25 protein-coding genes are annotated in these 21,861 nt (G+C 62.1%); 16 read left to right on the forward strand and 9 right to left on the reverse strand.

Annotation, left to right across the window (positions count from 1 at the left end):
• The 6 genes from NKI47_RS17625 (at position 1) to NKI47_RS17650 (ending at position 4,877) form a co-directional block, all read left to right on the forward strand.
• Positions 1–333 carry a DUF6572 domain-containing protein gene (locus NKI47_RS17625; RefSeq protein ID WP_051406156.1) on the forward strand — a complete coding sequence of 111 codons (333 nt, stop codon included), beginning with the start codon at positions 1–3 and terminating at the stop codon, positions 331–333.
• A 163-nt stretch (positions 334–496) separates the two neighbouring features.
• Positions 497–1,015, forward strand: coding sequence for a sigma-70 family RNA polymerase sigma factor (locus NKI47_RS17630; protein ID WP_023719875.1), 519 nt, complete (start codon positions 497–499; stop codon positions 1,013–1,015).
• The gene (locus tag NKI47_RS17635) at positions 1,012–1,806 is read left to right on the forward strand and encodes an anti-sigma factor family protein (RefSeq protein ID WP_352592031.1); all 795 of its coding nucleotides are present in this window, start codon (positions 1,012–1,014) and stop codon (positions 1,804–1,806) included. Before NKI47_RS17630 ends, NKI47_RS17635 begins: the two co-directional genes overlap by 4 nt.
• A gap of 209 nt (positions 1,807–2,015) precedes the next feature.
• Positions 2,016–3,122, forward strand: a complete 1,107-nt coding sequence (locus NKI47_RS17640; RefSeq protein ID WP_023677756.1) for a peptidase C39 family protein — start codon at positions 2,016–2,018, stop codon at positions 3,120–3,122.
• Positions 3,119–4,582, forward strand: coding sequence for a RimK family ATP-grasp domain-containing protein (locus NKI47_RS17645; protein WP_352448993.1), 1,464 nt, complete (start codon positions 3,119–3,121; stop codon positions 4,580–4,582). Before NKI47_RS17640 ends, NKI47_RS17645 begins: the two co-directional genes overlap by 4 nt.
• 22 nt (positions 4,583–4,604) lie before the next feature.
• Positions 4,605–4,877 (forward strand): DUF3303 domain-containing protein, encoded by a 273-nt coding sequence (locus tag NKI47_RS17650; RefSeq protein WP_352592034.1) that lies wholly within the window; start codon positions 4,605–4,607, stop codon positions 4,875–4,877.
• Positions 4,878–5,005: 128 nt separating this feature from the next.
• Here NKI47_RS17650 and NKI47_RS17655 read toward each other — a convergent pair whose 3' ends face one another.
• From NKI47_RS17655 to ygfZ, 3 genes are all read right to left on the reverse strand, one after another.
• Positions 5,006–7,144, reverse strand: coding sequence for a putative bifunctional diguanylate cyclase/phosphodiesterase (locus tag NKI47_RS17655; RefSeq protein WP_023677754.1), 2,139 nt, complete (start codon positions 7,142–7,144; stop codon positions 5,006–5,008).
• A gap of 64 nt (positions 7,145–7,208) precedes the next feature.
• On the reverse strand, positions 7,209–7,841 hold the full coding sequence (locus NKI47_RS17660) for an HD domain-containing protein (protein ID WP_023677753.1): 633 nt from the start codon (positions 7,839–7,841) through the stop codon (positions 7,209–7,211).
• Complete coding sequence (ygfZ, locus tag NKI47_RS17665; protein ID WP_352592037.1) at positions 7,841–8,701, reverse strand: CAF17-like 4Fe-4S cluster assembly/insertion protein YgfZ; 861 nt, start codon at positions 8,699–8,701, stop codon at positions 7,841–7,843. Before ygfZ ends, NKI47_RS17660 begins: the two co-directional genes overlap by 1 nt.
• Positions 8,702–8,784: 83 nt before the next feature.
• Here ygfZ and NKI47_RS17670 point away from each other — a divergent pair, with 83 nt between their 5' ends.
• Positions 8,785–10,116, forward strand: a complete 1,332-nt coding sequence (locus tag NKI47_RS17670; protein WP_352592040.1) for a dihydroorotase — start codon at positions 8,785–8,787, stop codon at positions 10,114–10,116.
• A 34-nt stretch (positions 10,117–10,150) separates the two neighbouring features.
• On the opposite strand, the gene NKI47_RS17675 is transcribed toward NKI47_RS17670, so the two are convergent.
• The 4 genes from NKI47_RS17675 to NKI47_RS17690 form a co-directional block, all read right to left on the reverse strand.
• Positions 10,151–10,954 (reverse strand): hypothetical protein, encoded by an 804-nt coding sequence (locus NKI47_RS17675; protein ID WP_352592043.1) that lies wholly within the window; start codon positions 10,952–10,954, stop codon positions 10,151–10,153.
• Between the two features lie 81 nt (positions 10,955–11,035).
• Complete coding sequence (locus NKI47_RS17680) at positions 11,036–11,293, reverse strand: hypothetical protein (RefSeq protein ID WP_023677749.1); 258 nt, start codon at positions 11,291–11,293, stop codon at positions 11,036–11,038.
• A 374-nt stretch (positions 11,294–11,667) separates the two neighbouring features.
• Positions 11,668–12,045 carry a TIGR02301 family protein gene (locus NKI47_RS17685; RefSeq protein ID WP_023677748.1) on the reverse strand — a complete coding sequence of 126 codons (378 nt, stop codon included), beginning with the start codon at positions 12,043–12,045 and terminating at the stop codon, positions 11,668–11,670.
• Positions 12,046–12,093: 48 nt separating this feature from the next.
• Complete coding sequence (locus tag NKI47_RS17690) at positions 12,094–12,519, reverse strand: NUDIX hydrolase (RefSeq protein ID WP_352592046.1); 426 nt, start codon at positions 12,517–12,519, stop codon at positions 12,094–12,096.
• A 123-nt stretch (positions 12,520–12,642) separates the two neighbouring features.
• Between NKI47_RS17690 and NKI47_RS17695 the strand changes: the two genes are divergently transcribed.
• Positions 12,643–13,404 (forward strand): SOS response-associated peptidase, encoded by a 762-nt coding sequence (locus NKI47_RS17695; RefSeq protein ID WP_352592049.1) that lies wholly within the window; start codon positions 12,643–12,645, stop codon positions 13,402–13,404.
• 55 nt (positions 13,405–13,459) lie between these two features.
• Here the strand turns inward: NKI47_RS17695 and NKI47_RS17700 are convergent, their stop codons facing one another.
• Positions 13,460–13,609, reverse strand: a complete 150-nt coding sequence (locus NKI47_RS17700; protein ID WP_023677745.1) for a hypothetical protein — start codon at positions 13,607–13,609, stop codon at positions 13,460–13,462.
• 414 nt (positions 13,610–14,023) lie between these two features.
• Between NKI47_RS17700 and cysS the strand changes: the two genes are divergently transcribed.
• The 7 genes from cysS (at position 14,024) to rarD (ending at position 20,435) form a co-directional block, all read left to right on the forward strand.
• Positions 14,024–15,493 (forward strand): cysteine--tRNA ligase, encoded by a 1,470-nt coding sequence (cysS, locus tag NKI47_RS17705; protein ID WP_352592052.1) that lies wholly within the window; start codon positions 14,024–14,026, stop codon positions 15,491–15,493.
• Positions 15,490–15,876 (forward strand): VOC family protein, encoded by a 387-nt coding sequence (locus NKI47_RS17710; protein WP_352592055.1) that lies wholly within the window; start codon positions 15,490–15,492, stop codon positions 15,874–15,876. The genes cysS and NKI47_RS17710 overlap by 4 nt, the downstream gene beginning before the upstream one ends.
• A gap of 6 nt (positions 15,877–15,882) precedes the next feature.
• Positions 15,883–16,374, forward strand: coding sequence for a GFA family protein (locus tag NKI47_RS17715; protein ID WP_023677742.1), 492 nt, complete (start codon positions 15,883–15,885; stop codon positions 16,372–16,374).
• Positions 16,371–16,847 carry a GFA family protein gene (locus NKI47_RS17720; protein WP_352448982.1) on the forward strand — a complete coding sequence of 159 codons (477 nt, stop codon included), beginning with the start codon at positions 16,371–16,373 and terminating at the stop codon, positions 16,845–16,847. Before NKI47_RS17715 ends, NKI47_RS17720 begins: the two co-directional genes overlap by 4 nt.
• A complete protein-coding gene (gene pip / locus NKI47_RS17725) occupies positions 16,844–17,800 on the forward strand; it encodes a prolyl aminopeptidase (RefSeq protein WP_352592059.1) in 957 nt (318 codons plus the stop codon). The genes NKI47_RS17720 and pip overlap by 4 nt, the downstream gene beginning before the upstream one ends.
• Positions 17,797–19,419 (forward strand): citramalate synthase, encoded by a 1,623-nt coding sequence (gene cimA, locus NKI47_RS17730; protein ID WP_198023571.1) that lies wholly within the window; start codon positions 17,797–17,799, stop codon positions 19,417–19,419. Before pip ends, cimA begins: the two co-directional genes overlap by 4 nt.
• Positions 19,420–19,502: 83 nt before the next feature.
• A complete protein-coding gene (rarD, locus tag NKI47_RS17735) occupies positions 19,503–20,435 on the forward strand; it encodes an EamA family transporter RarD (protein ID WP_023677738.1) in 933 nt (310 codons plus the stop codon).
• 55 nt (positions 20,436–20,490) lie between these two features.
• Here rarD and NKI47_RS17740 read toward each other — a convergent pair whose 3' ends face one another.
• Positions 20,491–20,781 (reverse strand): muconolactone Delta-isomerase family protein, encoded by a 291-nt coding sequence (locus NKI47_RS17740; protein ID WP_352448978.1) that lies wholly within the window; start codon positions 20,779–20,781, stop codon positions 20,491–20,493.
• 99 nt (positions 20,782–20,880) lie between these two features.
• Between NKI47_RS17740 and NKI47_RS17745 the strand changes: the two genes are divergently transcribed.
• On the forward strand, positions 20,881–21,786 hold the full coding sequence (locus NKI47_RS17745; protein WP_352578950.1) for a LysR family transcriptional regulator: 906 nt from the start codon (positions 20,881–20,883) through the stop codon (positions 21,784–21,786).
• The last annotated feature ends 75 nt before the right edge of the window (positions 21,787–21,861 follow it).

Raw genomic sequence — 21,861 nt, forward strand, 5'->3', positions numbered from 1 at the left:
ATGGCTGTTCAGCATACGGACGTCGTGGATATTGTCGCAAAAGGCAAAAATGGTGAATATTTGCTCAGCATTGTAGATGATCTCGATTGGGATGATGTAGAAAATCATCTTGAGCTTCTAGAGAATAAACTGAATCTATATTGTGTTTTCGTTTTAGAAGGGCAATTCTACAAAGAACATCCGGATGCTGTGGGGCGACCCGTTATGATTTCGGTGGCATTGTTGTCTATTATGCCAGCCGAGGTACAATGGTTCTTTACCGCAGCTGCGGTATCAGTCGAAAAGGCCGGATTGCAATTTGAAGTTCAGCACCTCTCGAAGGGGAATTTGTAGAGGGGTCTTCAGGTGGGGATCGGCCGGGAATAAACCTGCCACTGGCAGCGTTATTCAGTTGCTTGGGTGACCGGGGCGGCGGACCGCTTCGCGCTGGCCGCTTGCGCCGCGCTGCAAAGGCGCGTTCAATCATCACGGACAGGGCCCCCCAGAACCAGCGGTCATGGACGAAAAGAAGGCAGCAATCCTTGGTGAAATACCGCGTCTGCGCCGCTATGCACGCTCGCTGTTGCGCGACCGCGATTCCGCTGACGATCTCGTCCAGGATTGTCTCGAGCGGGCACTTGTGCGGCTCGACAATTGGCAGACAGGAGAAAGCCCCAGGAGGTGGCTGTTTACGATCATGCATCATTTGTTCATCGACCAGATGCGCAAGGTGAACCGGCGCGGCGAGGCAGCGATGCTGCCGCTCGAGGCGAGCGAGGCGCAGGCAGCACCCGCCGAGCAGGTCGAGAGCATCGCCTCGCGCGAGATCGTCGACGCGCTGCAGGCGATAAGCCCTGACCGGCGCGCGGCACTTGTGATGGTCGCCATCGAAGGGTTTTCCTATGCCGAAGCCGCCAACATCCTTGGGGTTCCCGCCGGCACCTTGATGTCGCGCATCGCGCGCGGGCGCGAGGAACTGCGCGCGCTGCTTGATGATACCGCGCGCCGTCGATCGATAAGGATCGTCGAGAAATGAGCCGACGCGATTTCTCCGAACGCGACATCCACATGGCTCTCGATGGCGAGTTGCCGGGCGACGAGCGGACGGCCTATGAGGCATGGCTCGAGGCCAATGCCGAGATGAAGGCCAAGAGCGCACGCTACGCCGCCGACCGGGCAGCGTTGCGCGCAGCCTTTAACGGCGTGCTGGACGAGCCCGTCCCGGTGCGGCTGACCAAGGTGGTGCTTGGCGAGGCGCCGGTGGTCAGGGCGGCGGCGTCGCGCTCGCGTTGGTGGCTTGCGGCCGCCGCTGCCGCCATGCTGGTGATTGGCGGTGCTGGCGGCTATCTTGCCGGCATCGGCGGCCTCGGCCTGGAAAATACGGCCGAGGACCAGCTTGCCGAAGAGGCGATTGCCGCCCACGTCATCTATGCCGCTGAAAAGCGGCATGCTGTGGAAGTGCCGGCAAGCGACAAGGATCATTTGCAGAACTGGCTGTCTAACCAGGTGGGTTTGAAGCTGGTGGCGCCAGATCTGGCGGCGCAGGGATTCCAACTGGTCGGTGGCCGGCTGCTGCCTGCCGGCCAGGGCAAGGCCGCGATGCTGCTTTACGAGGACGACAAGGGCGAGCGCATATCGCTCTTCGTAATCGCCGAATCGGCGGCCAAGGCCAAGGGCACCTATGGGTCCGAGGAAAATGGTCCTGAGGCCGTCTACTGGCTGGACAAGGGTTATGGCTGCGCCGTCGTCGGATCGCTGCCGCGCGAGCAGCTGGCTGCGGTGGCCAAGAGCGCCTATGGCCAGCTTCTGGCGGGCTTGAAAAGCTGAGCAGGATCTCGTTTTTCCGGGGCCGCGCCGATGCCGAAACACGAAGGTCGTTTCAAAGCCTTTGCGCGACCTGCCTGCCTTAAAAACTGTCACAATTCGGCCCTAATCGAGGTGCGATAGCGCTTGCTGAATGCTGGCGCTTCGGCTGGTGTGACCGATGTTTAGACTAGGGCCGTTTCCACAACCCAATCGAGGTTTTCTGAGCCCGCATGCCTGCCGAGATTCGCAAGGCCCGCGCGTCCGACGTCGATGACCTCGCCGCCATCGAAAAAGCTGTTTTCTCGAGCGACCGCATTTCTCGCCGCTCCTTTCGCCAACTGATCGAACGCGACACCGCCGAACTGCTGGTTGGCGAGAACGATGGTCACGTCGCCGGCTATGCGGTCGTGCTGTTTCGCAAGGGCAGCGGCGTCGCGCGGCTCTATTCGATCGCCGTCGGTCCATTTTTCGGCGGCCGTGGCGTTGGCCGCCTGCTGCTGGAAGAGGCTGAAGCCGCCGCTTTCGAGCACGGCCGCATGATGCTTCGTTTGGAAGTCCGCGAAGACAATCCGCGCGCCATCCAGATTTACGAGCAGAGCGGCTACCGCAAGATCGGCCGTGAACCGGACTATTACGAGGACGGCGCCACGGCGCTGCGCTATGAGAAGACCTTGCGCGGCGACATTCCGGTCGCCACCGAAGTGCCGTTTTATCAGCAGACTTGCGAATTCACCTGCGGACCATGCTGCCTGATGATGGCGATGGCTAACTTCGACCCCGGATTCGTGCCGGATCCGGTGATGGAAATCCGGCTGTGGCGTGAGGCGACGACCGTTTTCATGATGTCGGGGCCGGGCGGCTGCGAGCCGTTCGGGCTTGCCGTCGCCGGCTATGAGAGCGGGCTTGCTGCTGAGATCTATGTGTCCTTCTACGGCGCGCTGTTCCTGCAGTCGGTGCGCAGCGAGGACAAGCGCCGGGTCATGGAGCTGGCGCAGGTCGACTTTCGCCGCCGCGCGGAACTTTACGGCATCCCGGTGAATTACCGTTCATTCGGGCTTGACGACATTCGCACCGCGATCGCAGAGGGAAAACTGGTGCTGGTCCTGATCAGCGGCTTCCTGATGTTCGGCAAGAAGGTTCCGCACTGGGTATTGGCCATCGGTGACGATGGCGATCATATCCTGATCCACGACCCCTGGGTCGAGGACGAGCGGCAGGAGACGATCCTCGATGCTGCCAATATTCCCGTGCCTTACGGCATCTTCATGAACATGGCGCAATTCGGCCGCGACGGATTGCGCGCCGCCATCACTCTCGGAAAGCGCGACAGCCAATGACCTGGGTCATCCTTACCGGCCGGCAGAACGATCTCGACCAGGTGGCGACGCCGCACAAGATCATCACCAATCGCGACTACCTTGCCCATCCGGCACTGTTTCGCGGTCAGCGGCCGAAGGTCATCAACCTGTCGAACAATTATGGCTACCAGAGCCGCGGCTATTACGCGTCGCTGCTTGCTGGTTCGCGCGGCCATAAGGTCATCCCGACGGTCGAAACGATGATCGACCTGTCAGAACGCAAGCTCTATGAGCACGCGTTGCCGGAACTCGAACTCGCACTCAACAAGTGCCGCAAGGACCTGGGTGGCGCTTTTCCGCAGAAGGTCTGCATCTTCTTCGGCATCGGACCATCCAGGATATGGGACCGCTTCGCAAAACTTCTGTTCGACTGGTTCCGTGCCCCGGCGCTCGAGCTCCACATCAGGGACAGCGCCGAATGGGCCTCGATCCGCAAGATTGGCTTCCATCCCCTGGCCAGGATGACCGAGGACGAGGAAACGCACTTTCTCCAGTGCCTGGAGACCTACACTAACCGCGAGTGGCGCGACACCAAGGGCCGCACGCCGGCGCGCTACACTTTCGCAACGCTGGTCGATCCGCATGAGGAACTGCCGCCGTCGGAGATTTCGTCGCTGCGCCACTGGGCCAAGATCGCTGAAAAGATGGGTGTCGAAATCGAGCCGATCACCAAGCGGGATCTGGCCAAGCTCGCCAACTACGACGCGCTGTTCATCCGCGAGACCACTTCGATCTCCAACCACACCTACCGCTTTGCCCGCCGCGCCCAGCAGGAAGGCATGCCGGTCATCGACGATCCGCTGTCGATGATCCGCTGCACCAACAAGGTCTATCTCAACGAGCTGATGACCTACAACAAGGTACCGGTGCCGCCGACGGTGATGATTGCCGGCACCTCGGACCTGGAAGTTGCGGCACAGACGCTGGGCTTCCCGCTGGTGCTGAAGATCCCGGACTCCTCGTTTTCGCGCGGCGTCAAGAAATGCGGCACCTTTGAAGAGTTGAAGACGCTCGCAACCGAATGGCTGGAGGATTCCGACCTCCTGATCGCGCAAAAATTCATTCCGACGGAATATGACTGGCGCGTCGGTGTCCTCGGCGGCCAGCCCTTGTTTGCCGTTCATTATCTGATGGCCAAGAAACATTGGCAGATCGTCAATCATAAGGCCAACGGCAAGCCCGACCAGGGCGGCATCAAGACCTTCACCCTGAAGGAAGCACCGGCCCATGTCGTCGAGACGGCGGTGAGCGCGGCGCGCTGCATTGGCGACGGCCTCTACGGCGTCGACCTCAAGGAAACCAGGGACGGCGTCTTCGTCATCGAGGTCAACGACAACCCCAACCTCGACCACGGCTGGGAAGACTCCGGCGAAAAAGACGAGGTCTGGGTGCGGCTGACGCAGTGGTTCCTGGAGCGGCTGGACCGGCCGGGGCGATAATATCCGAACTGAGGGGAAAAAGATGCTGTTCTTCGTAACCGAGGATTTTCGCGGCTGCGACCGCAAGGAGATCTACCGCCGTTTCCGCGACCAGGGCCGCCTGAAGCCGGACGCGCTTCTCGTGCACCACAGCTGGATCGCAGCGGATATGAGCCGCTGCTTCCTGCTGGTGGAGGCCGATGACGTCACGTTCCTGCAGCGGTGGGTCATCGAATGGGCGGATCTGGTCGAATTCGAGATCGTTCCCGTGGCGACGAACAAGGATATGGTGGAGGCATTGAGCGGACATCTCTGACCCGTTGGGAACCTCCTGGTTCGCCACACTGAATGCCGCCTTCTCCTATCAAGGAATTAACACGCGGATCGAGCGTCATCTCAAGGAGATCTAAGGCGGTTGCCCGCGCTTCCGCGAGACTGTCGCACTTAGCCGGACTGCCGGATCGTCGCGCTCGACTTCAGCAGCCGATTAATGTCCGACGCCTTTGACGGCACCCCGATCAAATAGCCCTGGGCCTCGACACAACCCTCCTTTTGCAGGAATTCAAGCTGCGCTTCGGTCTCGACACCTTCGGCGGTGACGGTGATGCCCAGCTGTGCGCCAAGCCCGATGATGGTGCGCACGATCGCCGCGGTATCGCGACTGTCGATGTCACGGGTGAAAGAGCGATCGATCTTGATCTTGTCGACGGGAAAGCGCCTGAGGTAGCCCAGCGACGAATAGCCGGTGCCGAAATCGTCCAGCGCGATGCGGACGCCCAGATCGCGTAGCTGCCTGAGTGTCTTGAGCACCAGATCGCTCTCGTCCATCAGCACGGTTTCGGTGATTTCCAGTTCAAGCCGGTTGGCCGGCACGCCCGAGAACGCCAGTGCCGAGATAACGCTGCGGGCAAAGGTACCGCTTTTGATCTGCACAGCGGAGACATTGACTGCGATCCGCCAAGCCGCCCAGCCTGCCGCGGTCGTGCAGGCTTTTCGCAGCGCCCATTCTCCAAGCGGCACGATCAGCCCGGTCTCCTCGGCGGCCGGAATGAAGTCGTCCGGCCGTACCAGGCCGCGCACCGGCGAACGCCAGCGCATCAAGGCTTCGGCACCGACGATTTCGCCGGAGGCGATGTTCATGATCGGCTGGAAATCCAGCTCGAATTCCCGGCGCGACAGCGCTGCCCTGAGATCGATTTCGAGCGCCCGGCGTGCCCGCACCATCGCGTCCATGGCTGGTTCGAAGAAGCGGTACAGGTTGCGCCCTTCGCTCTTTGCCCGATAGAGCGCCATATCGGCATTTTTCAGCAAAGTGTCGGCGTCCTTGCCGTCATTCGGAAACAGCGCGATGCCGAGACTGATGCCGACACGCATGTCGTGTCTTTTGTCGCGAAACGGCTTTCCGATGATCTCGACGATGCGTTTGGCCAGCTTTTCCGCGTCGCCCGGGCTTTTGAGATTGAACTGGATGATGACGAATTCGTCGCCGCCGAAGCGGGAGACAACGTCCGTTTCATTGCGCAGGCACCGTTGCAGCCGTTCGGCCACGCATTTCAGCAGCCAGTCGCCGGAAGGATGGCCCCAAGTGTCGTTGACCGCCTTGAAGTGATCGAGGTCGAGCGAGAATATCGCCAGCGATCCGTCTCTCGTCTCACTCAGGGCTTGGTCGAGCCGTTCGCGAAGCATCGAGCGATTGGGCAGGTTCGTCAGTGTGTCGTGGTGCGCAAGATGGGTCATGCGCTCTTCCACACGCCTGCGCTCGGTGACGTCGTCGAACGTCGCGACCCAGCCGCCGCCGCTCATCGGCCGGCGCGCAACCAGCAGCGTCCTGCCGTCAGCGAGATGGCGATGCGTTACGTGTGTTTTCCCCGCCCGCAGGCAGGCTTCGATTTGCGAGATTTCGCTGTCGGGGTCGAGCTTTGTATAAATGCCCAGTTCCAGCAGCCGCTTGAACGCATCATGGTGACTCATGCCAAGCGGGAAGTCGGCCGGCCTGACATGATAAAGTTCCAGGAAACGTTCGTTGCGGACGATCAGCTTGCCATCCGCATCGTACATCAAAAGGCCTTGCGACATGTTGGCAAGTGCCGCGTCGAAACGGCGGTGCTGCTCCTTCAACTCCTGCTCGGCGCGCCGTTGCTCGGTGATGTCCTCGTAGATCGATACCCAACCGCCTGACGCCAGCGGCCGGTGCGAAATGTTGACGATACGCCCGTCTGCAAGCGTTTCCTCATAGGTGGAAGGTTTTGCCTGGTCGATATAGGGCTTGCGGATGGCATAGAGTTGCTCAGCGCTTTGCGAGGCGATGCCGATATCCACGCTGTGCTGGAGGATGTCGAAAAACCGGATGCCGGGCCGCACCACTTCGGCGTCGAGGCGAAAGATGCTGATGTAGTTCCTGTTGCAGATGATCATCCGTTCATCGGCATCGAACATGCACAGGCCATGCGACATGTTCTCGACCGCTGCCGAAAAACGCTCGTTCTGTTCGCGCAGCTCGTCTTCAATAGGTTGCGGCTGACCAACGCCTTTGGCCCTCCGTCGGCGGACGGACGAACCAGCCTTGATACCGGCAACGGGCATGAGGCAAGCCTATGGACCATGGTTAACCATGGCACTGTTGTCCCTGCCGGTTAATTTACCGTTTTCAGCCGGCTGGAACGGCAGTCTGGCGTCGAGACTTTTCGATCGCCGCAAAGCGTTTGAGAAAGGCATTCTGCGCCCAAGTCACCGAGCGCGGCGTGACGTCGAAGCGCTCGGCATTGAAGCCGCGCGGCCTGCCGAAGAACTCCGTCGCCTCTGCCGTCGAAAAACCCGCAAGCAGCGTTGCTTCGAAATAAGCGGCGATCTGATCCGCTCGCTTGATCTCCTTGCGCAGTCCCGCGTCGAGTTCGGCCGGCAGTGAAAAGCGCAGATGGATGGCGCGCTGCAGCCTGATCTCGCAATCCCTGTAGCTGCCGCCCATCACGGATTTGAACGGCGAGATCATGTCGCCGATGACATATTCCGGCGCGTCGTGCAGCAGCGCCGCCAACCGCGCGTCGGCGTCGGCATCCGGCATCAGCTCGCCGACAAGCGTTTCGACCAGCAGCGAATGCTGGGCGACCGAAAAGGCGTGATCGCCTCTGGTCTGGCCGTTCCAGCGTGCGACGCGGGCAAGGCCATGGGCAATATCGGAGATCTCGATGTCGAGCGGCGAGGGATCGAGCAGATCGAGCCGTCGGCCGGACAGCATGCGCTGCCAGGCGCGCGGCGGCGCCCCGGCGCGATCGGCAGCCATCAGGCGTCCTCCGCGCCGATGGCTTCCTGCGGAAAGCTGAATTTGGCCCAGGACGGGATAGCGAGCGACACGGCGACGTCCTCCGCCAGGATCGGCAGGCCGGCGTCGAGCGCTGCCTTGACCCGGTCGATGCGGGCAATGGCAAGGCCTGTCCTGGCCGCGGTCGAGCCAAGCGTGCCGACCGGTCGCCCCTGCACGGTCAACTCTGCGCGCGAAGTGGGCAGGGTGCGTTCGGCCGAGACAATCAACACCCGACGCCTGGCAGTGCCGCGATGCTGCATGCGCGAGACGACCTCCTGGCCGACGTAGCAGCCTTTCTTGAAGCCGACACCGCCGATCTGGTCGAGCAGCACGTCATGCGGAAAAGCGTCGCCGAGTTGGTAGTCCGCACCGCTTTCGGCAATGCCATGGGCGATGCGAAAGGCTTGCCATGCGGCAAGGTCGCCGCCATCTGCGGTGTCATCATAGAAGCGCTTGACGGCAGTATCGACAAACCGCGCATCAGCAAACGGTGCTGATTCAAATTGCGAAGTGGTTGAATCGCTTCCCCATGCGACGGCCACAACCGGCTGATCCAGCTTGGCAATTTCGACTTTGGCGCGCAATTTGTAGAGCGTCAGCCGGCGCATGAAATCATCGGCGGTCTCGGTACGGCATTCAAGTCGGAAAGCATTTTCGCCGGCGCGCGAGATCAGGAAGTCGAAAAGGATCTTGCCTTGCGGCGTTAGTAGCGCGCCGGGCTTTGCTTCGCTGCTGCCGAGCACGTCGAGGTCGGTGGTCAGGATGTTCTGTAAAAAGTGCTCGGCATCCGGCCCGGACACGGAAACGAGTGCGCGATCTGTGAGCGAGGCAAAGGGCATGGTGGGAAAACGAGCCTGATCTTGCAAAACTATCGGTCATTACGTAAGCCGCTGGCACTTCCCCCGCAAGAGACCGGATCCGTATGGCCCCCATCTACGATCTCATCCTGACAGGCGGCACCGTGGTCAATCACGACGGCCAGGGTTTTCGCGACGTCGGCATCAATGGTGGGCGCATCGCTGCCATCGGCGACCTCCGCGAGGCGTCGGCCGGTGAGACGATCGACTGCCGTGGGCTGCACATCCTGCCGGGCGTCGTCGACAGCCAGGTGCATTTCCGCGAGCCGGGCCTGGAGCACAAGGAAGATCTGGAGACGGGCTCGCGGGCAGCGGTGCTCGGCGGCGTCACCGCCGTCTTCGAGATGCCGAACACCAATCCGCTGACCGCCAGTGAGGCAACCCTTGCCGACAAGGTGCGGCGTGCCACCGGCCGCATGCATTGCGACTTTGCCTTCTGGGTCGGCGGGACCCGCGACAATGCAAAAGACGCTGGCGATCTTGAGCGGCTGCCTGGTGCGGCCGGCATAAAAGTTTTCATGGGCTCGTCCACCGGCGACCTGCTGGTCGAGGACGACGAAGGCGTTGCCTCGATCCTGAGGAACACACGCCGCCGCGCCGCCTTTCACTCCGAGGACGAGTTCCGGCTGCGCGAGCGGCTTGGCGAGCGCATCGCGGGCGATCCGTCCTCACATCCGGTGTGGCGCGACGAGATCGCTGCGTTGCGCTGCACGGAGCGCCTTGTGCGAATCGCGCGCCAGGTCCGCGCCCGGATCCATGTGCTGCACATCTCGACCGCCGAGGAGATAGGCTTCCTCGAACAGCACAAGGATGTCGCAACCTGCGAGGCGACGCCGCATCATCTGACGCTGAGCGCCGATGATTATGCGCAGTTGGGCACCCTGATCCAGATGAACCCGCCGGTGCGCGCCACGCGCCATCGCGACGGGGTCTGGTACGGCGTTGCGCAAGGCACCGTTGATGTGCTCGGCTCCGACCATGCGCCGCACACGCTGGCCGAGAAGGCAAAGCCTTATCCGGCGTCGCCGTCCGGCATGACCGGGGTGCAGACTTTGGTGCCGATCATGTTGGATCATGTCAACGCCGGCCGGCTGACGTTGCAGCGCTTTGTCGACCTGACCAGCCACGGCCCGCAGCGTATTTTCGGCATCGCCAGGAAAGGCCGTATTGCCGCCGGCTACGATGCCGATCTGACCATCGTCGATCTGAAGCGCCGCGAGACCATCGCCAACGCCCAGCAAGGCTCCAAGGTCGGCTGGACGCCTTATGACGGCAGGCAGGTGACCGGCTGGCCGGTCGGCACCATCGTTCGCGGCCGGCGCGTGATGTGGGAAGGCGAGATCGTCGCGCCGGGCCAGGGTAGGGCGGTGGAGTTTTCCGAGGCGTTGGCGGGCTAAGCTCCCTGCCTCCATAGGGGCCAGGCTAAATCACTCAATCCCCAGCGACGAAGAACGTCCATTGTCCGGTCGGCGTGATGCCGACTCGGTAGAAGATGTAGGCACCGAACTGCTTCATGTCGTCATAGTCGCTGGCAGTGACGATCTTGAACAGCTCGACCCGTTGCCTGGCATCGAGCTTGTCCAGCGGCAGGGCGAAGAAATAGGGCCAGACATAGAGATCCTGCGGCGTGCCGGCATCGACATGGACAAAACCGGCACTGAGCACCTCTTCCAGGATGGCGAGGATCTCCTGGCCTTCCGTGTCGCCGGAAAGGCCTTTCAGGAAGGCGATCGGGTCGCCCTCCATGTCGCCCAGCGACAATTGGGTCATCGTGTCTCCCGTGCCGATCAGCGGCCGAAGCTTTTCGATGTCGCCGCTTTTGCACGCCTCGACTATCAGATCGTGCATGCGCCTGACCGGTTCCGGCAACTTGGCAAGGTCGTAGACGACTTCGGGCACAGGCGCGTCGGGATCGACATGCGGATTGGCCACGCCGCCATCATTGGCCGGCCCTTTCGGTTCGGTTTGTTCCGGCTCGTCGGATGGCGTCGGCTGGCTGGCCGGTGGTGGCGTCGTGCCGAGCGGGCCGGGCATCGGCACGGTACTTCCAGGCGGCGACACGTCGCCGTCGGGCAGCGGCGTGACCGGCGAGGGCAGGTCTTCGCGCTTGATCTCGCTGAGGGCGTGAGCGGGACTGCTCGCAAGAAACAGTGCAAGGGGAATCGTGGCGCAGGAAACAGTAAGCCAAATGCTGAGGACCAGGCCGCGCGGCTTGCCTGATATCGAAAAATTCACCGCCTGCTACTCCCTGGTTCCAGCCCATCCATGTGCCCGGATATGATGTCCGGGCGGCGCGCCGTCGTCAAAGAACCGGGGTCAGTGCCGCAGTCTTTCGGGCTCGAAGGCCCCGGCAATCACCTTTTCACGCATGCGATCGAGCAGGGCAAGCGCCGAGGTCTCGCCATTGGTGCGCAGCATTTCGCCGAATGCCGTTTCGAGGGCTGCCTCGGCGATGATTTCCGGCTCGATCCCGGCCGACAATCCTTCTGCCCAGGCTTCGCTGTGGCTTTCCACGGCGGTCAGGCGCTTTTCTTCCCTGACCAGCGCGTCGATGTCGTTGACGCCATGTTCCATTGCGATTTCCACCCTTTCAAGCGGTGATCCGTTGGACAGGGATCAAGCTTGAGTTGTCCCTTTTACACGCAGGCGCAGTAAGTATTTGTAAATACGACATTTTTTTGGTCGTCTTCTACAAATTCCGTCGCGTCCAGCAAACCTGCGTCCGATCCGATTCAAACTTAGCCGATTAGGCCGGCCAAGGGGACGGAAACCTTCAGTTTGAGTTAATTTCACATTCGCGCGCTAACGTTTCGTTAACATAGTTGCAAAAGTGCAACATCAGGTTTGCACCAAGACCTCACCCGAGGCAAGCGGAGAAGTGTCGAACGCGTCCGCCGCCCACAGCGCCGGCGGTTGATGCCGGTTTGCCGGAACGGCAGCTGCCGTCGTCAGTTTCCGTAGCGCGAAGCGATGTCGCGAGACAGCGTCTCGCCTTCCTTCATGTACCGGCTGATGGCTTCCGTCGCCGAGGCGGTGCATTGCGTATAAGTACCGCCGAACGACCGGTAGCCGCGGTTGAAGCTGGCGATGAAGCGGGCGCGCCGCTCCGGGTTCGGATTTTCCGATGCGATCAGTTTTTCCATCTCGGCTCGCCACCGATCGCCCTTCTCGCCACACAGATTACGCAGGAAATGCAGCGAGCCGAGCACTTCCGCCAGCCGCATCAGCCCGGGCTCGAACGGTGCTTCGGCGGCAATCGCCGGGCGCGCACCGACAACCACGCTGACGGCGAGGCATGCGGCGAGAAACGAAGACGTGCGGCTCATGAGTCCTTGTGCTGAAACAATTTGTCGCCTGCAAGGCGATTCTCTGGCTCAGGTCTCGCCGTCTTTGTTGGGACCGAGTAGATCGTCCGCAATTTCAAACACCGTATCGGCGAGCGGCATCGCTGTCATTTCGGCCAGCGTATAGAAAGCCGCGGTTTCGGCGTCGTCGCTGGCCACCGCCTCGCCGCCAGCATAATCGGCCCCAAACACCGTCAGCCAGTAGTCGACCGGATGCCCGTCGCCGCTGCCGTCGATGTGGATTTCCCGTAGCGGCCGGTAGCTGCGCGCCTGCAATCCGGTCTCTTCCAGCAATTCGCGCCGTGCTGCCTGTTCCAGCGTCTCGCCGGCTTCGACCTTGCCGCCGGGAAAGGCATGGAGGCCTTGCGAGGGCGGCCTGGCCCGCTTGACCAGCAGCACCGTGTTCTCGCGCACGACACAGACCGAGACTGCCGGAATGATCTTGCGTGCTTCCATGGGCTTCGGATCGCTCGATTGGCATAGCCCGTTGTGGACCGGCCGTCGGCGAACAGCTTTAGCGGTTGCGAAAGGCGGGTTCCATGGCCACTTTCACATGCCACCAATTCGAGAGCTGAATTCATGTGCGGACGCTTTGCCTTGACCGCCACTCCGGACCAGACCGCCGCCTTTCTCAGCCTGGCGGAACTTGAGGAGTTTCCGGCCCGCTACAACATCGCGCCGACGCAGCCGGTGCTGATGGCGCTCGCCGGATTGCCGCAGGCGCCGGGCTCGAACTTGCCCGACCGCCGCTCGATGCTGGTGCGCTGGGGCCTGATCCCGGCCTGGGTCAAGGATACGCGTAACTTCCCGCTGCTGTTCAACGCGCGTTCTGAGGGGGCTTCGGAAAAGGCGTCGTTTCGCGCTGCCATGCGCCATCGCCGCGCCCTGGTACCGGCTTCGGGATTCTACGAATGGCACCACACCGGTGGCAGAAGAGGGCAGCCCTATTGGGTGCGGCCAAGGCGTGGCGGGCTTGTCGCCTTCGCCGGGCTGATTGAGACCTATGCCGAGCCGGGCGGCTCGGAAATGGACACCGGCGCCATTCTGACCGCCCACGCCAATGCCGACACTGCCCATATCCACGACCGCATGCCGGTGGTGATCCATCCCGAAGATTTCGCGCGCTGGCTGGATTGCCGCACGCTCGAGCCGCGCGATGTGGCCCATCTGCTGAGACCCGCCCAGCCCGATTTCTTCGAAGCGATCCCGGTTTCCGACCTTGTCAACAAGGTCGCCAATACCGGGCCGGAGATTCAGGAGAAGGGCGTCGTCGAGCCTGAGCCTGAGAAGGTCAGGCACCAGAAGTCCGGCGCGAACGACAGTCAGATGAATTTATTTTAGCAAAAGCTACTATTGCTGGTGCGCCGTGAGCGCCTCAACCTTCCCGACGGCATTCTCAGGCAGCGCGCGGCGAAACGATCTTCTGCGCCGGCTTCTTCTTCTTCGCGGTGTGCAGAAGAGCTGCGACGATTGCTGCCGGGCCGATCGCCCGGTAGTGGCTGGCGAGCGCCGGTTGCTTGGCGCGGTTGGATTCTTGCTTAGGCATTGTTCTCTTCCCTGGTAACGTCTTCGTGTCTGCGTTTGCTGGCCGAATCCGACCAAATCGTGACGCTTGCTGATCTAGCCGGCGAATGTTTCATCACAGTGCCGACCTGTTTAATAAAATGTTTCAGTGGCTCAATTCCTGTGAGCCAACGATATTTTTGGCGAAGGTAGCGACTTGACGGCAACACCGGGCAAGGCGATAAAGCCGGCCATGAAAACGTCTTTCGCCATTTGTGGCATTTGCATTATCGGCTAGCCTCGCGCTGGTCCTGGACGTTTTCGCCTCATCTCCTCCCAGATTGGACAAACGCCCCGGCCAGCAGGCTGGACCCCGATTTGCGCCTCGGCGTAACCGACTCCATCCAGAGCACGATCCCAAAAGATCATGCCAAAGTAACGCACCGGGAACGCACGTATGTCTGACGCATCGAAGAGCCTGCGCCTCTACAATACGCTAACGCGGAGCAAGGACGATTTCTTCCCGATCGATCCGCGCAACGTGCGCATGTATGTCTGCGGCCCGACGGTCTACGACTTCGCCCATATCGGCAATGCGCGGCCGGTGATCGTCTTCGACGTGCTGTTCCGTTTGCTGCGCCATCTCTACGGGCAAGCGCACGTCACTTACGTCCGCAACATTACGGACGTCGACGACAAGATCAACGCCCGCGCACTGCGCGATTTCGGCGGCGAGATTGCCTCTGGCAAGCTGTCGCTGAACGAAGCGATCAGGCGGGTCACCGAAAAGACCGCCGGTCAGTTCCACAAGGACGTCGCGGCGCTCGGTTGCCTGGAACCGACGGTCGAGCCGCGCGCCACCGAGTTCGTCGAGCCCAGGCCCGACGGCAAGGTCGACATGATCTTCTTGATTCAACGCTTGATCGAACGCGGCCATGCCTATGTCGCGGCTGGAGAAGTCTTGTTCGACACCGCTTCCATGCCGGATTATGGGCAGTTGTCGAAGCGCAATCTCGATGAGCAGCAGGCCGGCGCCCGCGTCGCCGTCGATGAGCACAAGAAGAACCCGCAGGATTTCGTGCTGTGGAAATTGTCTTCGCCCGAGGAGCCAGGCTGGGACAGCCCGTGGGGCAGGGGTCGGCCGGGCTGGCACATCGAGTGCTCGGCGATGTCGGCCGCCTATCTCGGCGAGGTGTTCGACATCCATGGCGGTGGTCTCGACCTGATCTTTCCGCACCACGAGAACGAGATCGCGCAATCGCGGTGCGCCCACGGCACCGAAACGATGGCCAAGGTGTGGATGCACAATGGTTTCCTGCAGGTCGAGGGCCAGAAGATGTCCAAGAGCCTGGGCAATTTCTATTCGATCACCGAATTGCTGGAGACGGATACCTTTGGCGGCCGCAAATGGCCGGGCGAGGTGCTCAGGCTGGCGATGCTGATGACGCACTATCGCGAGCCGATCGACTTTTCCGTGCGCAAGCTGGAAGAGGCGGAGAATACGCTGCGCAAATGGAAGCGGGCGGCCGATCTGGCGCCGCCGACGGCAAAGCCGGTGCCGGCGGGTGTGATCGAAGCGCTGTCGGATGACCTTGCCACCTATGCCGCATTCCAGTTGCTGACGCAGTTGGCTGGTGATGCTGTTGATTTCAACGCAGGTAGCGGCAACGCAGCCGCCGAAGACAACGATACTGCCGCTTCACTGAAGGCATCGCTTCTGTTCCTCGGCTTCGACATCGCAACAGCCAAGGTGGATGAAGACGCCATTGCCAAGGCGATCGCCAAACGCCTCGCGCTGATCGCCGCCAAGAACTGGGCCGAGGCCGACCGCATCCGCGACGAGTTGCTGACGCAAGGCATCCAGTTGAAGGACGGCAAGGACCCCGTCACCGGCGAACGCATCACCACCTGGGAGGTAAAAAGATGATCGATCATCTCGGCATCACCGTTTCGGATTTCGACGCGTCGAAGGCTTTTTACGACAGGGCGATAGCGCCGCTCGGCGCCTCGCTGCTTTACATGGTGCCGCAGGAATATACCGGCGGCGCCAAGGTCGGCGGCTACGGCCGCGACCGGCCGGTGTTTTGGCTGCATGCCGGCAAGGACAAGCCGAAGGATCATCAGCATGTCGCCTTCACCGCTCGCAGCCGCGCCGAGGTCGATGCCTTTCACGCCGCGGCGATTGCCGCCGGCGGCAAGGACAATGGCGGGCCGGGCCTGCGCCTGCACTACCATCCGAACTATTATGGCGCCTTTGTTTTCGATCCCGACGGCAACAATGTCGAGGCGGTTTGCCATGCCCCGGAGTAGTGCGCGATGAGCCTCGACAACAGACCGGTCTATACAGGCGGCTGCCAGTGCGGCGCGGTGCGCTTCCGCGTCGAAGGAGCTCTCGGTGATGCTTCCGTATGCCATTGCCGCATGTGCCAGAAGGCGAGCGGCAATTTCTACCTGCCGCTGGTCTCGGTGCGCGGCGCAAGGCTGGACTGGACGCGCGGTGAGCCCAAACGCTTCCGCTCGTCCAACGCGGCTTTGCGCGGTTTCTGCGCCGAATGCGGCACGCCGCTGACCTTCGAAGCGCCCGACGGGGTGGCCCTCGCCATCGCCACATTCGACCACCCCGAGGAGATCGCCCCGACCATCCAATGGGGTGTCGAAGCCAAGCTCCCGTACGTGGATCACGTCCACGAATTGCCAGGTGAGGAAACGATGGCCGACGTCTCGTCGGCCTCCTATCTCGCCGATCTCGTCTCCTACCAACATCCCGACCACGACACCGAACAATGGCCGCCGGAGGAAAAATCATGACCGAAACCGTTCGTACCGGCGGCTGCCAGTGCGGCGCCGTGCGCTTCCGCATCCACGGGGCGCTCGGCCGTCCGTCCATTTGTCATTGCCGCATGTGCCAGAAACAGTTCGGGTCGTTTTTCGGCGCGCTGGTGACAGTGCCGAGCGACGGCGTCGAATGGGTGCGCGAGGAGCCGAGTTACTTTCAGTCGTCGGTCAACATCGATCGCGGCTTCTGCGCCCGCTGCGGCACACCGCTGACCTACCGCCAGCCCGGCGCGCTGGAGATCGCCATCGGCGCCTTCGACGACCGTTCCGATCTGGCGCCGCAGATCCAGGTTAACTACGCCGCCAGGCTGCCTTGGGTCGAGACGATCTTCGACGCGCCGATCCATGACGACCCGGATTTCTACGCGCGACAGGAATCCATCATCTCCTTCCAGCATCCCGATCACGAGACGGCCAACTGGCCGCAGCAGGGCCTGAAATTATGAGCAGCGAATTCCGTACCCTCTATCCCGAGATTGAGGCTTTCGAGTCCGGCATGCTCGACGTTGGCGATGGCCATCAGGTCTATTGGGAGCGCTCCGGCACCAGAGGGGCCAAGCCGGCTGTCTTCCTGCATGGCGGGCCGGGCGGCACCATTTCGCCAAAGCACCGGCGGCTGTTCGATCCGAAGCTGTACGATGTCATCCTGTTCGACCAGCGCGGCTGCGGAAAATCGACGCCCAATGCCTCGCTTGAAGCCAACACCACCTGGCACCTGGTCGCCGACATCGAGCGCCTGCGAAAAATGTGCGGCTTCGACAAATGGCTGGTGTTCGGCGGTTCGTGGGGTTCGACGCTGGCGCTGGCCTATGCCCAGACCCACCCCGAGCGGGTCAGCGAACTGGTCGTGCGCGGCATCTACACGCTGACCCGCGCCGAACTCGAATGGTACTACCAGTTCGGCGTGTCGGAGATGTTCCCCGACAAGTGGGAGCGGTTTCTGGCGCCGATCCCGGAGGCCGAGCGCGGCGACATGATGGCCGCCTACCGCAAACGGCTGGTCGGCAGCGATCCTGTGGCGCAGGTCGAGGCCGCCCGCGCCTGGAGCCTGTGGGAGGGCGAGACGATCACGCTGCTGCCGGAACCGGAAACCAGCGGTCCCTTCGGCCAGGATGATTATGCCCTGGCTTTCGCCCGCATCGAGAACCACTATTTCGTCCATGCCGGCTGGCTGGAAGAGGGACAGCTGCTGCGCGATGCATGGAAGCTTAAGGATATCCCGGGTACCATCGTTCACGGCCGCTACGACATGCCGTGCCCGGCGCGCTACGCCTGGGCGCTGCACAAGGCGTGGCCGCAAGCGGATTTCCATCTGATCGAAGGCGCCGGCCACGCCTATTCGGAGCCGGGCATCCTCGACAGGCTGATCCGCGCAACGGACATGTTTGCCGGGAAATGACCATGGCTCGCGAGCGCCTTTATCTGTTCGACACCACGCTGCGCGATGGTCAGCAGACGCCGGGTGTCGACTTCTCCGTCGAGGACAAGATCGCCATCGCCAAGCTGCTCGACGAGTTCGGCATCGACTACGTCGAGGGCGGCTACCCCGGCGCCAATCCAACCGACACCGCCTTCTTTGCCGAGCGCCGCACGGCCGATGCCAAGTTCGTTGCCTTTGGCATGACCAAACGGGCAGGAGTGTCGATCTCGAACGATCCTGGGCTTGGCGCGCTGGTCCAGTCGAAGTCGGACGCCATCTGCTTCGTCGCCAAGAGTTGGGACTACCATGTCCGCGTCGCGCTCGGCTGCACCAATGAGGAGAACCTCGAGGCGATCAAGGCCTCGGTCGAGGCGGCGCTCACTGCCGGCAAGGAGGCGATGGTCGACTGCGAGCATTTCTTCGACGGCTTCAAGGCCAATCCAGATTATGCGCTGGCCTGCGCCAGGACGGCCTACGATGCCGGCGCGCGCTGGGTGGTGCTGTGCGACACCAATGGCGGCACGCAGCCCTCCGAGGTGCGCGCCATCGTCGAAAAGGTGATCGCCGCCGGCATACCGGGCGATCATCTCGGCATCCACGCCCATGACGACACCGGCCAGGCGGTGGCGAATTCGCTTGCCGCCGTGGAGGCCGGCGTGCGCCAGATCCAGGGCACGCTGAACGGCATCGGCGAGCGCTGCGGCAACGCCAACCTGATCTCGATCGTGCCGACATTGGCGTTGAAGCCGGCCTTTTCGGGCCGCTTTGCTACAGGCATTTCGGCAGAAGCGTTGACCGGTATATCGCGCCTGTCCCGCGCCTTCGACGAGTTGCTGAACCGCGCGCCCGAAGCGCAAGCGCCCTATGTCGGCGCCTCCGCTTTCGCCACCAAGGCCGGCATCCATGCCTCGGCGCTGGCCAAGGAGCCGGCGACCTACGAGCATGTGCCGCCAGAGACTGTCGGCAACCGCCGCCGCGTCATGGTTTCGGACCAAGGTGGCAAGGCCAATTTCCTCGCCGAGCTGAAGCGGCGCGGCATCGACATGCCCCGGGATGACCATCGCCTCGATGCGCTGATCGCTGTAGTCAAGGAACGTGAGGCGGAGGGCTACGCGTACGAAGGCGCCGACGCCAGCTTCGAGCTTCTGGCGCGCAAGATGCTGCATGGCCTGCCGGAATTCTTCCGCGTCACCTCGTTCCGCTGCATGGTCGAGCGCCGCTTCGACGCCAACGGCCAGCTGAAGACGGTCTCGGAGGCGATCGTGAAAGTGCTGGTCGAGGGCGAGGAGAAGATGTCGGTCGCCGAAGGCCATGGCCCGGTCAACGCGCTCGACATTGCGCTGCGCAAGGATCTCGGCAAATTCCAGAGCGAGATCGCCGACCTCGAGCTGGCCGACTTCAAGGTGCGTATCCTCAATGGCGGCACCGAGGCGATCACCCGCGTGCTGATCGAATCGCATGACGGCACCGGTGCGCGCTGGTGGACGGTCGGTGTCTCCGAAAACATCATCGACGCTTCCTTCCAGGCGTTGATGGATTCGATCGTCTACAAGCTGATGAAGAACCGCGACATGGCGGGATTGGCGGCGGCGGAGTAGCGTTGAACCATCAGCAAGACTCCATTGATCCATCAGCAATTTGCGATGGTTTTGGGCAAGCCGCTGGCGCATAGCCTTGGGCCATGACTACCCAAGCACTTCACATCGAGGCCGACACCAAAGCTCGTCGCGGCTTCCTGCTGGCGCTCGGCGCCTACCTGCTTTGGGGGCTGCTGCCCTTCTACATGAAGGCTGTCGCGCATCTGCCGCTGGCCGAAGTCATCGCCCACCGCATCGTCTGGTCGGTGCCGATCGCGGCCGCTGTCCTGGTCTGGGCCGGTCGCACTGCCGATTTCAAAGCGGCAGTTCGTTCGCCGCGCATCATTTCGATGGCGGTGCTGACGGCGGCGCTGATCTCGGTCAACTGGGGCATCTATGTCTGGGCGATCGCGGTCGACCGCACCATCGAGACCGCGCTCGGCTACTACATCAACCCGCTGGTCAGCGTCGTTGTCGGCGCGCTGCTCCTCGGCGAGCGGCTCGACCGCCTGCAGATCGCGGCGGTGGTGCTGGCGGCAATCGCGGTCGCGGTGCTGACCATCGACGCCGGCAAACTGCCCTGGGTGTCGCTGGTGCTAGCCTTTTCCTTTGCCGCCTATGGCTTCTTCCGCAAGACGCTGCCAATCGGCCCGAGCCAGGGCTTCCTGCTTGAAGTGCTGCTGCTGTCGGTGCCGGCACTCGGCTACATCATCTTCCTGATCGCCACAGGACAGGATCATTTCGTCTCCAGCTCGCTGAACGACACCGCCTTGCTGATCGGCTGCGGTCCGGTCACCGCCGTGCCGCTGCTGTTGTTTGCGTTCGGAGCCAGGCTGCTGCGCCTCTCCACCATCGGCATCATGCAATATATCGCGCCGACGATCGTCTTTTTGATCGCGGTGCTGATTTTCGGCGAACCCTTCGGCAGTGTTCAGGCCATAGCCTTCGGGCTGATCTGGGCGGCACTGGCGATGTACTCCTGGTCGATGTTTTCTTCGGCGCGCAAGACCGTTTCCGCATCAGCTCGAGCCGCGTAACGAAGAAAGGCGGCTGGCCGGTCTTAATGCCGGCAGCCGCGTCTTTCACGATCGCTCAGCGCTTCGGCCCGAAGCCGGGATATGGCTGCAGCGGCACGACGGCGGCAATATCCATCATGCCAGCCTTGACCAGCGGTAAAGTTGCAAGATGGTGGCGCACATCGGCATCGCTGCCGGCTTCGAACATCATGCCGCTGCCGGGAATGTCACCCCGATTCCACACCTGACGCACGGCGCCTTCGGCATAGAGCGTGCGGCGCTGCTCGGCCTCGCCAGGCAGCAGCGGCGCGAAATCGGCGTCGGTGAACTTTTCGGTGTTGCGCGCAAGAAGGGCAAAGAACTGCATCGGAATCTCCTGATGTTGGCCGTTGGAATGCGGAAATATTCGCTTCTGCTGGCCAGACAGTCCAAGACTGATTAGGCTAAATTTGAGACCTCACGGGACTTGAGCATCGAAGCAACAATGTTCGACCTGCGCCAGCTCCGCTATTTCATCACGGTGGCCGAAACCGGCAACGTCGGGCGTGCCGCCGAATTGCTGCACATCTCGCAGTCGCCGCTCAGCCGTCAGATCATTCAGCTGGAGGAGCAGCTGGGCGTCGCACTGTTCGAGAGGGCGAGGCAGCGTGTTCATCTCAATGCCGAGGGCCGCGCTTTTCTTGCCGAGGCGCGTGCGCTGCTGGCCCATGCAAGACGGCTGGAGGAGCTCGGCCGCAATCTCGCCAGCGGTACGGTCGGCCGTCTCGCCATCGGTTATGTGGAAGGTGCGGTCCATGCCGGGCTTGTCGCTCGGATGCTGCGCCAGTTTCGCCGCGACCGGCCCGAATTTCATCTTCAACTGAAGGGTCAGCGTTCCGCCGCCCAGATCGAAGCGCTGCGCGAACGATCGCTCGATCTGGGCCTTGTCTACACGCCTCCTTCTGCCGATGATCCCGACATCGTCGCCATGCTCATCATGCGCGAGCCGCTGGTTCTGGCGATGCCGGAAGGCGATCCATTGGCAGAAATCGCGGAGATACTGCCGCAGCAACTGGACGGCCGTACCTGGATAACGGTGGTGCGCCAGCCTGACGACACCAACCGCAGCCAATTTCTCGCCGCCTGTGCGAAGGCCGGTTTCCTGCCTGACATAGCCTATGAGACGACCGATCCGTTGACGTCGTTGGGCTTGGTCAGCGCCGGGCTTGGGCTGGCGACGGTGCAGGCCAGCCTGCGGAGTGCCGCGCCGCCTCAGATCGTGTTTCGCGATCTGCCGTGGTTCGAACGCACCGTCTCGATCCATCTCGCCTGGCGGCGTCAGGATAAGCGTGCGGTCATCGGAGACTTGAGGAAGGCAGTAGGGAAGGAGTGAATAGTGAATAGTGAATAGACAGGCGCCGGTTTGGAAAGTCTTCTACTTCACCATTCACCATTCACCATTCACCAT

It is taken from the genome of Mesorhizobium sp. M0633 (assembly GCF_040320645.1).
Classification (GTDB): domain Bacteria; phylum Pseudomonadota; class Alphaproteobacteria; order Rhizobiales; family Rhizobiaceae; genus Mesorhizobium.